The 12814-nt window shown below is 68.0% G+C and carries 13 protein-coding genes; 5 read left to right on the forward strand and 8 right to left on the reverse strand.

What is annotated here, in order from left to right; translation table 11 throughout:
• Positions 1–247 precede the first annotated feature (247 nt).
• The 3 genes from AB0M67_RS39705 to AB0M67_RS39715 all read left to right on the forward strand — a co-directional run bounded on the left by AB0M67_RS39705 (position 248) and on the right by AB0M67_RS39715 (position 3989).
• Positions 248–1459 (forward strand): DUF3631 domain-containing protein, encoded by a 1212-nt coding sequence (locus AB0M67_RS39705; protein ID WP_365752859.1) that lies wholly within the window; start codon positions 248–250, stop codon positions 1457–1459.
• A gap of 464 nt (positions 1460–1923) precedes the next feature.
• Entirely contained in the window at positions 1924–2265 is a 342-nt protein-coding gene (locus AB0M67_RS39710; RefSeq protein ID WP_365752885.1) for a plasmid mobilization relaxosome protein MobC, read from the forward strand.
• On the forward strand, positions 2262–3989 hold the full coding sequence (locus AB0M67_RS39715) for a relaxase/mobilization nuclease domain-containing protein (protein ID WP_365752861.1): 1728 nt from the start codon (positions 2262–2264) through the stop codon (positions 3987–3989). Before AB0M67_RS39710 ends, AB0M67_RS39715 begins: the two co-directional genes overlap by 4 nt.
• A 298-nt stretch (positions 3990–4287) precedes the next feature.
• Here AB0M67_RS39715 and hemC read toward each other — a convergent pair whose 3' ends face one another.
• From hemC to AB0M67_RS39750, 7 genes are all read right to left on the reverse strand, one after another.
• Complete coding sequence (hemC, locus tag AB0M67_RS39720; RefSeq protein WP_365752862.1) at positions 4288–5259, reverse strand: hydroxymethylbilane synthase; 972 nt, start codon at positions 5257–5259, stop codon at positions 4288–4290.
• Entirely contained in the window at positions 5156–5752 is a 597-nt protein-coding gene (locus tag AB0M67_RS39725) for an NUDIX hydrolase (protein WP_365752864.1), read from the reverse strand. Before AB0M67_RS39725 ends, hemC begins: the two co-directional genes overlap by 104 nt.
• 122 nt (positions 5753–5874) lie before the next feature.
• Positions 5875–6048 carry a hypothetical protein gene (locus tag AB0M67_RS39730; RefSeq protein ID WP_365752866.1) on the reverse strand — a complete coding sequence of 58 codons (174 nt, stop codon included), beginning with the start codon at positions 6046–6048 and terminating at the stop codon, positions 5875–5877.
• A gap of 443 nt (positions 6049–6491) precedes the next feature.
• Positions 6492–6653, reverse strand: a complete 162-nt coding sequence (locus AB0M67_RS39735) for a hypothetical protein (RefSeq protein ID WP_365752867.1) — start codon at positions 6651–6653, stop codon at positions 6492–6494.
• On the reverse strand, positions 6650–7048 hold the full coding sequence (locus AB0M67_RS39740) for a hypothetical protein (protein ID WP_365752869.1): 399 nt from the start codon (positions 7046–7048) through the stop codon (positions 6650–6652). Before AB0M67_RS39740 ends, AB0M67_RS39735 begins: the two co-directional genes overlap by 4 nt.
• Before the next feature lie 104 nt (positions 7049–7152).
• A complete protein-coding gene (locus AB0M67_RS39745) occupies positions 7153–8337 on the reverse strand; it encodes a helix-turn-helix transcriptional regulator (protein WP_365752870.1) in 1185 nt (394 codons plus the stop codon).
• Between the two features lie 175 nt (positions 8338–8512).
• Entirely contained in the window at positions 8513–9055 is a 543-nt protein-coding gene (locus AB0M67_RS39750) for an HNH endonuclease family protein (RefSeq protein WP_365752872.1), read from the reverse strand.
• A gap of 512 nt (positions 9056–9567) precedes the next feature.
• Between AB0M67_RS39750 and AB0M67_RS39755 the strand changes: the two genes are divergently transcribed.
• Positions 9568–10620, forward strand: a complete 1053-nt coding sequence (locus AB0M67_RS39755) for an SGNH/GDSL hydrolase family protein (protein WP_365752874.1) — start codon at positions 9568–9570, stop codon at positions 10618–10620.
• A 686-nt stretch (positions 10621–11306) separates the two neighbouring features.
• A complete protein-coding gene (locus tag AB0M67_RS39760) occupies positions 11307–11705 on the forward strand; it encodes a hypothetical protein (RefSeq protein WP_365752876.1) in 399 nt (132 codons plus the stop codon).
• A gap of 64 nt (positions 11706–11769) precedes the next feature.
• Here the strand turns inward: AB0M67_RS39760 and AB0M67_RS39765 are convergent, their stop codons facing one another.
• Positions 11770–12078: a hypothetical protein gene (locus AB0M67_RS39765; RefSeq protein WP_365752878.1), complete on the reverse strand. Its 309-nt coding sequence runs from the start codon at positions 12076–12078 to the stop codon at positions 11770–11772.
• Positions 12079–12814 lie beyond the last annotated feature (736 nt).

Here is a 12814-nt window from a genome sequence, read left to right on the forward strand (position 1 = left end):
CGCGGTCCCCGTATCCGCATCTGGTGCAAACCCGCAGGCCAACGGCATAGAAACGGGGACCGGTTCCCAAGAGACTGCTGTTGCACCAGGGGACCGAAATGGGGACCGTGAGCGCGGTCCCCATCGGCCGCTGGGGACCGATGGTCCCGCGGCGGGGACCGTCCAGCAGGACGGGACCGGTCCCGTCGACTCGCGGGGACCGGATCACGAGGCCGTTCCCCGGCCTCCTCGGGAACCGGCAGACCCCATGGAACAGGCATCCGGTGAGGGTGCCGGGCTGCTGGATGAGGTGCGGGCGGCGATCGGCAAGTACGTGGTGCTGCCGAGTGAGGAGGCGCTGACAGCGGTCACGCTGTGGGTGGCGGCCACGCACATCCAGACCGCTCTGCAGCACGCGCCGCGTCTGGCCGTGGTCGGGCCGACGAAGGGCTGTGGCAAGTCTCGGGTTCTGGACGTGCTCCACGAGACCGTCCACCAGCCGATGATGACGGTGAACACCTCCCCGGCGGTCGTCTTCCGCGTCATCGGCAAGAATCCGCCCACCCTGCTGGTGGACGAGGCCGACACCATCTTCGGCCCCAAGGCTGGCGACAAGGAGGACCTGCGCGGCCTGCTGAACGCCGGGCATCAGCGCAACCGGCCCGCCTGGCGCATATCCGGCCCCGAGCACAAGCCAACCGCCTACCCCACCTTCGCCATGGCCGCGCTCGCCGGGATCGGTGACCTGCCGGACACGATCATGGACCGGGCAGTCGTGCTGCGGATGCAGAAGCGCAAGCCGGGCGAGAAGGTCGCCCAGTTCCGCTCGCGGAACTCCGTGCCCGAACTCAACGCGCTGCGTGACCGGCTGGCCGCCTGGCTGGGACCGCTGCGCGGCACGGCCGCCCGTATGGTGCCGACGATGCCGGTGGAGGACCGGGCAGCGGACACATGGGAGCCACTGGTGATCACCGCCGACCTGACCGGCGGTCACTGGCCCGCGCGCGCCCGTGCGGCCTGTGTGGCGATGACCCGGTACGAGGCGGTCCAGGACGAGCAGACCAGCCTGAAGACGCGGCTACTGCGCGACATCCGCCGCATCTTCCAGGCACACGGCAACCCCGAGGCCCTGTCCTCCCAGACTCTGGTCGCCGACTTGCTCCAGGACCCCGACGCCCCCTGGGCCGAGCACGGCACCAAGGGGTTCAACGCCTACCACCTGAGCAACATGCTGCGCGACTTCGGCATCAGCCCGGCCAACTACCGGTTCGACCAGGGCAGGCAGGCCAAGGCATATGCCCGCAACCGGTTCCTCGACGCCTGGGCCCGCCACTGCCGTGACCTCACCGACCCGGCACCCTCCCCCACGCACGACACCACGCCCGCGCGCCCAACCCCGGGCACGCCACGCGCCGCCCCGGCGGGCACGCTGCCCATCGGCCCGCCCGCAGGCCCCGCCGGCCCCACACGCGGCCGCTGACCCGCCTGGGGTCCGTATCACTGCGTCGCGTCCGTCCCCGCGCAGGTCAGCGCGGGGACGGACTCCCTCGCCGGGACGCACCTCTCCGTACCTGCCCGGATGTCCGTACCTGTGCTGACCAGGCATGCGACGCACGCGACGGACGTGACACCCCCCAACCTCCTCACCACCGGAGAAACCTGTACATGCACGAACAGCACCCCGAACCACCCACAGCTCAGCAGCAGACGCACACCGCCTCAGCCCCAGACAGCGCAGCAAGTTGTACCGGGAGCAATGCTCCCGGGTCTCCCGCCCCTGGGGTGGCGGGAGCGGTCCGGCGCCAGGGGGCACCGGACTGGCAGGCAGCGACCGAGGGCGGTTCGCAGCATGGAGGGGAACGGCTGGCCGACCCCTTCTCGCGCAGGCGTCAGCGCCCGCGCCAGCCCAAGCCGCTCAAGCGAATGCACCAGCCCAGCTGCCGTATGAACAACGCCGAGTTCGCCCGTTTCACGAAAGCAGCCGGCCGGTGCGGGATGAGCAACGCCGCGTTCCTCGCCTACGCCGTGGACAAGGCGGCCCGCGACCTGACCCGTACCGCCGCCGAGATCGCCACTGAACGGGAAGTCATCGACGAGATCTTCGCCGCCCGCCGGCACCTGGGCCGCATCCACGGCCTGTTCAACCAGGTCGCCAAGGCACTCAACTCCGGCGCCGACGCACCCCACCTCGACGCTACAGCCCACGCGGTCCTCGGCGCGGCCCGCCGCATGGAGGATGCCGCCGACGCCCTGCTCGCCCACCGCGACGGCGACACCCCGGCATGATCCCCAGCATCCACAAACGCGGCAGCAAGACAGTCGGTCTGATCCGCTACCTCTACGGACCCGGCACGCACGAAGAGCACATAGACCCGCATCTGGTCGCCGCCTTCGATCCGCTGACTCCGGACCCCGGCCGCGACCCCAGCGCCACCTACGAGCAACTTGAGCGCCTGCTCGACCAGCCCGTCAACGCCCTCGCCCAAGACAGGCGACCGGAGAAGCACGTGTGGCATCTGTCGGTGCGGGCCAGTCCCGAGGACCCGGTCCTGTCCGACGAGGACTGGGCCGCCATCGCCCGCCGGACGGTCGCCGCCACCGGCATCGCCCCCGACGGAGACGAACGAGCCTGCCGATGGGCGGCCGTCCGCCACGCCGACGACCACATCCACATCATCGCCACCCTGGTTCGCGACGACGGCCGCCGCCCACGGCTGCACAACGAAGCCCGACGCGCCCAGGCCGAGGCCCGCCGCATCGAAGCCGACTACGGCCTGCGCCGCGTCGCCCCAGGCGACGGCACCGCCGCCAAACGCCCCACCAGCGCCGAACAGCACAAAGCCGAACGCCACGGCCGCGGGCGGACCGCGCGTGAGGAACTACGCGAGCACGTCCGCCGCGCAGTCGCCGGCGCGCAGGGCGAAGAAGAGTTCTTCGACCGGCTCGCCGCAGCCGGCTTGCTGATCCGCAAGCGTGCCGCTCCCTCCGGCGACCTGCTGGGCTACAAGGTCGCACTGCCCGACGACCGCAACAAGACCGGCGAGCCGGTCTTCTATCCAGGCTCCAAGCTCGCTCCCGACCTCTCCCTCCCCCAAATCCGCGAACGCTGGTCCGGCAACAGCACGGAGCCGGACCACGACAGCGGAACCCGAACCAGCCGGACGTACCAGCCCACGGGCCCGGCGGCTGCGCGCCGTCGTGCGACCACCGCGGTGTGGAAGGCGGTGCTGGTCGTCGACCACGGTGACGACAGGGCAGTGGCCGCGCAGGTCGCGGCGGCGGGTGAGGTGCTGGACACGCTCGCCAAGACCTCCGCGGCTCACACGCGGCGTGAACTGCGGGAGGCCGCCTTCGCGTTCGAGCGCGCCACCCGCTCCCACATCCGTGCTGAACGCGGACACGACCGCGCCCTGCGTCAGGCCGCCCGCGACCTCGTCCACAGCGGCCCGGCCCTCGGCCGCGGAGAAGACGGCGCGACCACGGCGATGGTCATCGACATGGTGTTCTTCCTGGTGACCGCTGCCGCGCACTGGCACGCCAGACATCAGCACGCTCAGCAGGCCGCCGCCGCACGTCAGGCCGCCGAACACCTGCGCGCCGCCTACCACACAGCCGCACAGCAGCCCATGGCCGTGCTCCACCACCGCGGCCGGCACCTGCCGCACCCCCTCAAGCGCAGACAGGCCGCCTACCTGCGCCAAGCGGTGCCGGAACTGGCCGAACGGATCCTCGCCGAGCCCGGCTGGCACGCCCTGGCCGCCACCCTCGCCGACACCGAAGCCACCGGCCACCATCCCGCCACCCTGCTCACCCAAGCAGCCGCACAACGGGAACTCGACACCGCCGACTCCATCAGCGACGTCCTTGTCTGGCGCCTCCGGCACATCGCCGACCTCCCTGCCGCACCCCAGCACGCGGCGGTCGGCGAAAACGCGACGACACCGCCGTCCTCACCGACAACAGCACGCCCCGTCAAGGAACTTCCGCATCAACCGCGCAGAGGCCGATGACCAGCGATCACCAGAGAGTCCTTGACGGGGGGTCAGCCATACGCCACTGGCGCGATCACGACACCCGGGATGTCCCGGTCGAAAGAACCGTTGGGACCTCGTTCCACCTTCGGCGTTCCGGCAGTCCGCCCCCGCGCACAGCCCCCGTTTCCGGTGCAGGAAACGGAAAGGGTGAAGCCACCCCCTGAACCCAGGCGAGCAGGGGGCGGCGACAAGCGGCCCTGTTCACCCGAGGACCGGTGAGGTCCCTGTAGTCCTCACGGTCCGTTCCCGATCGAGGCCGGTTTCCGGGACGAAGTCAGTGAGGGACGCCCACGATGATTTCTCGTGCTCCTTGCCGGAGCAGTTCGGCGCTGACGCGGGCGCCGAGGGTGGCGGGGTCGTTGGTCCTTTCGCCCCAGATGTGGGCGTGGACGAACTTCGAGCCGTCCCGGCTGAAGACCATGCCTCGCAGGGACAGTTGGCCGTCCGGCTCGGTGATGCAGTGTCCGGCGATCGGACTGTTGCAGTGCCCCCGCAGGCCGTGCAGCATGACGCGTTCGGCCGTGGCCTCGCTCATGGTCTTCTCATCGTTCACGCCGGTGGGGAGGCCCGCCACGGTGCCGTCGTCCCGGCGGCATTCCAGGCCGAGGACACCGGCTCCCACTGCGGGGAGGATCTCGTCGACGCTGAAGACCTGCCGGCCCCGGTGGGACAGACCGAGTCGTTCCAGGCCCGAGGTAGCGAGGATCATGGCGTCCAGCTTGGCGTCGATCTGCTTCTTGCCGTCCAGCTTGTCGATGCGGGTACCCACCGCCCCCCGTACCCGTACGACGCTGAGGTCCGGCCGTACGCGGTTGATCTGAGCCTTCCGCCGTACGGCCGAAGTAGCGACCGTGGCCCCGGGAGGAAGGTCGTCGAGGGTCTGCATCGACGAGCCTTCCGGGAAGAGCAGGACGTCGCGTACATCATCGCGGGGCAGGTACGCGGCGAAGATCAGGCCCTCAGGCATGGGGACGTCGCCGGGAACGTCCTTGAGGCAGTGGACGGCCATGTCGATCTCGCCGCGCTGGAGCATGGTGTCGATCTGCTTGACGTACAGCCCTTTGCCGCCGAGCTGGGCCAGGTCGCCCTGCCAGAGGTCCGCTTCCGTGGTGACGGGAACGATCTCGATGCTGATCTCCGGCTCATGCTTGCGCAGGAGGGCGGCGACCTGGTCGGACTGGGCAAGCGCCATCGGTGAACTGCGGGTGCCGATACGTAAGGTCCGGTCGGCCGGGAAGTGGTTCATGGGGTGTGGTCCTCTCGTTCCGGGTTTCACGGTAGAGCGTTGAGCCGGGGCGCTGGAGCGGGCCCCGGATACGGGCGGCGATACGGGGATGCAGGAGACCCAGGGCCTCCGCCGGCGGCGCCCAAGTCCAGCGGTCGAGTTCGTCTCGTTGCAGGGTGATGCGGTCCGTCTCCGACGTCGGCAAGCGCGGCCCGGCGAAGACGAACGCGAACCGGTCACAGCGTCCGGGGCGCCTGGCCTGGAGCCACTCCACCGCGAACAGATCCATGGCCCGTACGTCCACCTCGATCCCCAACTCCTCGCGGACCTCGCGCCGTACGGCGTCCACCGGGGACTCGCCGCCTTCTACGAGCCCGCCAGGAAGAGCCCATGGAGCGCCGGGCCGGGCCGGATGAACGATGAGGATGCGATCCCGCGAATCCATGAGCAGCACCGCGGCCGAAATGGGGTGGCCGGGTGCACGCACGAAACTCGCTGCGCCAGTGGTCATCATGCGTCGTCCTCACGAGTGACAGGACAGATCTGAGGCCCGCCCCAGCTGGGACTTCCGGGCCTCGGCCGGAGCGAGCGGGGTGCGACCCTTGCCCCGATTCGGTCGCCATGGGGTGCTGCTGATCAGCTGCTGTTCTGGTTCTGGTTCTGGTTCTCGTCCCGGTACCGCTGCTCCGTCGTCCGGCGGAGGTGGCGAGTGATCAGCGCGTCCTGGCTGAGTTCAGCCGTAGAGGCGCCGTTGGTGTAGCGCGCGATCGTGCTCTGGGCTGCCTTGACGGTCTGTTTCTTGCTGGCCATCGGGGTGGTAGTGCCTTTCGTGGTCGGTGCTGGTCAACGGGCCCTCGGGCTCACGCCCGAACCCGAGGGCCCTCATCCCTGCCCGCCAACGGGAGTAGCGGACAGGGAGTCGGTCGGGGTACACGGCCGCTACGTAGGGCCGGACCAGGGGCCGCTGCGCGTCGGCGAGCAGCATGAGCAGCCGCCCCTCGCAGCGTCGGCAGGCGTCAACCGGGATTTCGATGGCCTGGTGGCCGGGGCTGGCGGCGGTGGTGAGGTCGCCGACTGTCACGACGGCGAGGTGGTCGCGCTCGCACATGAGGCAGGCGCCCATCGTGGCGATGGCCGTCGGGTCGATCCGGAGCCGGAGTGTCACGACCGGCCCCCGGAGGCGACACCGAGCGCGAGCACGGCCAGGAGCACGGCCAGGACCACGGCGTACAGCAGCTGCTGGGTGCGCTGGGTCACCGCGGTCCCTCCGGGCGGTGGCAGGGGCAGTTGCAGCGCAGCGTTTCGACCGGCGGCTGTGTGGGCGTCTGCCAGGCGAGCCGGGTCTCCCCGGGACCGTGGCATTCGGCGTGTTCGTCGAGGCGACAGGCGGGGGCCGTGTACAGGGCCGTGGTCATGAGACATGCCCTGTGGACCCGGCGTGCGCGGCCGAGCTGAATGCCCCTTGGTCGTCTTCACCGAGGCAGGTGGCCGTGTACCCGCCGGCCGCGGCGACCTTGCGCTGATACTCGGGGCATGCGTCGGTGCGCGTGAGGCGGTCCCAGGTGTGGACGAGGCACAGGACCTCGCGGTTGCCCGCGTACAGCGCCATCGCGCCGCACAGGCCATCGAACTGGCGGCGGTGCCCGTCGGTCAGGGCCGCGTCGCCGAGGTCGAGCCAAATACCCGCGATCGCCCAGCCGTGCAGCGCGGCCCAGTTCCGGCAGCCGTCGAGGCGTAAGTCGAGGGGGGCGCGGTGCTCGGTGGCGTGGCGGTCGTAGATGAACGCGAGCGGCGGTGGCGCGGTGGACATGGTCGGCTCCATGTGCTCGTGGACGAGTGGAGCCATGCTGACGCCACGAAAAGGCCCCGACTATCACGACTTCGTGATAGTCGGGGCCAAGGCTTCACGGAGCGTCAGACGGACAGCCAAGAGCCGTAGGACAGGAAGCTGTCGGGCAGTTGACGCTTGGCCGCTTCCAGTCCTGCGTAGGTCTCGCGGACGGTCGGATGATGCCGAGCCTGCTGAGGTGCGGCTTTCCTTGCGGACAACAGGTTCTTGAAAGCGCTGTCGATGTCTCCGGTCCACATCTGTGCGCGGGCCATCTCAGCGTGGTGGTGACTCCTCCGGGAGGCAGGCCAGTCCTGGGGGAAGGACACGCTTTGGCCTGCCTCCGCAGCGGCCCCATATTCGTCCAGTTCCGCGAGTACCGAGACCTTGTGCACCGCGACGTTGGTCGGGCCGAACGCAAGCCAGTGCACCGGCACGGCCTCGCCGGTCCGGTCGGCGATCTTTTTGGCCTCGCCCAAGTGGCCCTCGGCCCGCCCCCTGTCCTTCGCACGCCCGGCCATGACAGCGGCGCCGAGGTGGAGTTGGCCGGTTACGACGTCGCGTTCGCGTCCAGGGTCCGCCTGCTCCAATGTGGTCAGGCCGAGCGTCACAAGGCGTTCTCCCGTGCGGTACTGGCCGTCGCGGAGATAGGTCAGGGCCCGCATGTACCGGGACATGCCACCGATTACCGCATCGGAGCCGCGCTGCGCCGCCCAGTCCATACGGGACAGAGCCATCATCGCCAGATCTCCGAAACCGAGCTTCGAAGCGACGTCATATGCAGTCCGGTAGGTGCTGGCCAGCAGCAGCCAGCCCTCTGTGGTTTCCGCAGAGTGAGCCGCGGTGGTCGCTTCCTGGATGAGGCCCGCCACCTGGCTCGCGGCCTGCTTGATCTCCCCCGCGCGAACGGAGACGAGTAGCCCCTCCGCGTCCTCGCTGAGCAGTTGATGAGCGCGTGGCGTGATGTCGGGGTCGACGCCGAGATCGTAGACGTCCAACGCTTCACGGATCGGTCGGATCAACACGTCCAGTTCATCGGCCCGCAGCTCCATGACGTAGGGCTGGCCGGTGATGCTCGCGACTTCGACACGCATAGCGCGCGCGATGCTGGCGATGACGTGCGGGGTGGCGGGCAGGACGCCTTGTTCGGTCTTGGTGAGGGTGCTGTATGGCACCGCAGACAGGTCGGATAGGGCCCGTTGGGTGAGGTGGCGTTCCAGGCGCAGCCGTTTGATTCGCGCGCCGGTGTGGTCATGTGGCAGAGCGTGCATACTGAACTCCGTTCTGACTCGACACCAGAACGGTACGCCCGGTCGGCTCCGGGCCGCACGCCTCGGCTCCACGGAGCCGAGGCGTTCTGCGTGCCCACGCTCGCAGCGAGCGCAGCGAAACGCCCCTTGCCCAGCCGATGAAGGCCAGACAGGGGGCGCGCGGTGGGTGACAGGCTCAACAGTTGTTCAGGGCGTTCTCGAGCGCGGCCTTCTCCGCGGAGTCGATGCTCAGGTTGTAGAAGTGCTTCACCTGCACCCAGGCACGGCTGTACGTGCACCGGTACGAGGCCAGGGGAACCATCCACTTCCCCGGGTCCTTGTCGCCCTTGGCCTGGTTCACATTGTCCGTGACGGCGATGAGCTGCGGACGAGTCAGGTCGTTCGCGAAGCCCCGTCGCTGCGCTGTCGTCCAGCTGTCCGCGCCGCTCCGCCACGCTTCCTTCAGCGGCACCACATGATCGATGTCGAGGTCGGTCGCGTCGGTCCAGCTGGCGCCGTCGTACGGCCAGTACCAGGTACCGGCCGCTCGGCACGCGGCATCCTGGACGACGTCCTGGCCGTCGCGTTGGAGCACGACCTCGCGGGTGTCGCAGTTGCCGTGCTGGGTGGCCCAGTGCGGAAATTTTGTTCGGCTGTAGCCGGGCGGTGTGACCTCTTCGGTGACGGTGAGCTGGGCGAGTTGAGTGCGGGCGGTCGCTGCGTCCACCGGCTCCGGCATGGACCGGGCTGACGGTGGCGAGAGGGGCGGCGTGTGAGCGGGGGCGGGAGCCGCAGCGAGGGCGAGGCGCGAGGAGGGTTGACACGGCGAGGACGGTCGTACGCCGCAGTTGCAGAATCATCCTGATCACGCTCGCGACGGTCCGGCTGGCGGATCGTTACTGCGGCGAGAGATCACCCAAACGTGCTTTCCACGCAGGAAACTGGCCTCTGCCCAGTCCGCTCGCGCACCGCCCGTTCACTGGCGATCAACTTGTTGACCGACGTCTTCGCCCGATTCAGCGGCTTGCGCTGTCGATCCGGCCCTGACCGGCATGCCGCGCCAGGAGCTGGACTCCCTCGTCGACCAGTTCGCCGATGACTGCCAGAGGCTTGCCGATCGAGACTTTGCGGAAACTCGAACATCCCCGTCACCCATATGGTGTACCGATTTGCCTCTTACCTGAGAGTTTGGTGAGTATTCGTCGGAGTCCCTACCTGCCTTGAGGTGGGGGCACCAACGAGGAGGTCATCTTGCCCGGTCGAGGTTCGTCACGCCGTCTGCTGCGCAGTTCGACGATCGTTGCGGCCGCCGCGTCCCTGCTCGGCGTGGGGCTGTCTGCCGCGGTCGCCGTACCGCAGTCCCATCCGGTGCGCGCGGCGTCCGCGGCCGATCCCAAGTACGTGGCGATCGGTGACTCGTTCGCCGCCGGCGGGTCCATCGAGCCGCTCGACCCGACCGACGAAGCCTGCGGCGGACGGTCTCTGAGGAACTATCCCCATCAGCTGGCCGAGGCCAAGGGCTGGGACATCACCGACACCTCCTGCAACGGGGCGACCCTCAAGAAGGGTGTCTGGGGGTCCGGACGAGGCGGCTTCTGGGAGTCCATCGACGGCGGGCGAACCGCAGCGATGATCGACGAGGTCGACGCCGGGACGAAGTACGTGACATTTCAGATGGGAGGCAACGACAGCGGAGTCAGCAACACCTTCCTCACCTGCATCAATGACGGGACCGACCGCGACTTCGGCGGCACCGGCAGGGGCAACGACCCCCAGGGCACCTCGTGCAAGGACCGCTCCGAAAACGGCGAGAAAAACTACCAGTTCGACATCCCAGGTGCACAGGAGGAAATCCGGAAGGCCCTGCTGGAAATTTACAAGCGGGCTCCGCAAGCTCAGGTAGCGGTCGTCGGCTATCCCGTGGTCATCCCCCAGGACGTGACACGGTGCAACTTCTACACCGATCCCATCCCCTTCCTGAGGAACGGGCTCGGGCCGGTCTCCCACGGTGACCTCGTGTGGCTGCGGGGCAAGTTCGAAGCGTTCAACGCAAGCGTCGAGGACACCGTCACCGGGCTGGCCGCGAAAGAGCCCAGCTTCGCTGTCACCTACGTGAACACCTACGACCACTTCAAGGGGCACGAGCCCTGCCAGCCCGCGTCCCCCAACCGGTGGATCTGGCCCGTCCCGGCCCCCAGGACCAACCCCGACTATGCCTTGTGGGGCGCGGCTCACCCCAACGAGTACGGGCACAACGAGCTGGCCCACCTGACCTCAGCAGCCCTCCCCATCGCCCAGCGATGACGCCCCGCTGACCGGGGGCTTTGCTGTCCTTCAAACGGGTAGGGTCGGGGGCTGGCTGTGGTAGCTGACGCTCCGTTTCCAGCCCCCACCGCTTCAAGTGAAATAGGCCGCCGAGTCCTGGGCACGACCAATGCGCCCCTGCCCTCCCGTGGGAGAGCAGGGGCGCGGTGCGTGCGGGTCAGCGGTAGAGGGCGATCAGGCTTCCCTCAGCCCGGCTGGTGGCCCGGCCGTATCGAATCCACGTTTCCCCCTGTCACCCCATGGGGTTGTCCTGCCGTGCCTCGGCTATGCCAGGGGTCGTTGCGGGCAGGGTGAGGACCGGGATTGCACGTAGTGGGGTATTGCGGTCGAACCGGAGGGCGAGGTGGTCAAGTGTTCCTGTCGGCTGACCACGGCAGGCGCCGCATTGACTCCCCGTTCTTCCGGAGCGGCACGTGCGGATGCGTCCCCGCTCGTCGACGGTGGCGTGTCCAGCCCGATCGCTCCGGAGGTTCACGATCCGGTCCAGGATGCGGGCGCGGTGATGAAGAACCTCGTGCCCCGGGCCTCGCGGTTTCCTCTCCTCGACAGTCCCAGCGAGAGATCCGAACTTCTTCGACTCCTCTGGAGGAACGATGACGTCCAGGCAATGGGCGGTTGGGGCCTGCCGGGCCGCTGCCCGGTTCGCGCTCTGTGCGGTAACGGCGGTGCTGGTCACGCTGAGCGGGATCAACCCCGCGGCTGCCGCACCAAAGGACTTCCATGTGACGTACAAGTCGGGCAGTAACTATGCCCAAAATTACTACAACGTGGACATCACGGGCACGGTCACCCGGACCGGTGACCGCTATGAACTGAAAGGCACCGTGAAAGCCAGGTGCATCCGCAAACAAGGACCGGATCAGCTGTGGAGCCTGGCTTTCGGGTCCAGTGCCGAAAGCTGGCGGTATACGCGAGGGTCCTGCACCGACGAGTTGACAACAACGGCGATCAAGGAAACGGGCCGTCTGCGTACGGATGGGCGTGTGTACCTCCAGGCAGGTGCCTATGGCGGCGAAGCCCTCGGCGCTTGGGGCTGGGGAACCGAGCGAAGCGTCTGGGTGTGACCGCGGTGGTCCCAGCACGACGCGGCGCAGGGCTCTAGTAAGGTCCTCAGCTGCTGAGGGCGCCTTAGGCGGGAAACGCGGAGAGCGCCCCTCTGTCCAGCCCGGAAGCTGGACGGAGGGGCGTGGCGCGTGCAGGCCAGCGGTAGAGCGCGATCACCACGGCGGCGACAGCGGCCAGCGCGGTGATCGTGGGCAGCGGCCACCGAGCACGCTCCAGCGCACGGAGCCTGGTCTCGTGGTCGGCGACGTCGCCACGAATGTCGGAGGTTTCCTGTAGGACCTCGTCCAACTTCAACTCGATGCAGTCAACTCCCCTGCCCAGCACCGATGCCCCCTGCCACCTCCTCGACAGCGACGGCGAAGTGGCACTCATCCATATCGCACCACTGTCGAGCCAGTCGAGGCGGTGAACCACGGCCAATCGGAGCGCGTAACAGCGACTCCACAGATCACGCCCGACACCCACTTAAGCCGCTGACCTGCAAGGAAGCAAACAAAGCACCTGTGATTCCCAAACGCAGAGCGCGAGTTCGATTCTCGTCACCCGCTCCACGACGAAGGCCCAAGTCAGCGACTTGGGGTTTCTTTGTAGCTAGACCACGTGGTGTCCGTAACAATTTTCCAGAAGCCTCGGCTAACGCCCGCCGGCCTCAAGCCGAGGCTTCATCGAGCACCTCGCCAGACTAATGGACTTGCATCCACGCTCGCCGGGCTCAGCACGCCAATACCCAGCAAAGTGCAACTGGGAGTCTTCTGCCACTCCCGCCCAGGAGTCATGCCGCAGCGATGTCGACCGTCAGAAAGGCAAGGGCTAGAAGCTGGCCGGAAGGCTAACGAATATGAGGTCGCTAGCGAGGAAATTTGATGTCGAAGCGAGTATAAAACCTCATACTGCCAGCGATACACACGTTCGAGATCCACCAAACCAAAGCCAGCATAACGGCGATGCGTTCGAATCCGAGATCCAAGGCGAGCTCCTTTATTTAACTCCCGCAGCGGGCGCGGCAGCGACTAAGCTTGGCGTTTATCCTCGCTGGTCACCCGACCTGCTGATCTGCGGTTCTTCTCGGGACAGCTGGGGCGGCCGTTCTCCACGCTTCGAGATGTCG

The organism is Streptomyces sp. NPDC051662, from assembly GCF_040681655.1.
Classification (GTDB): domain Bacteria; phylum Actinomycetota; class Actinomycetes; order Streptomycetales; family Streptomycetaceae; genus Streptomyces.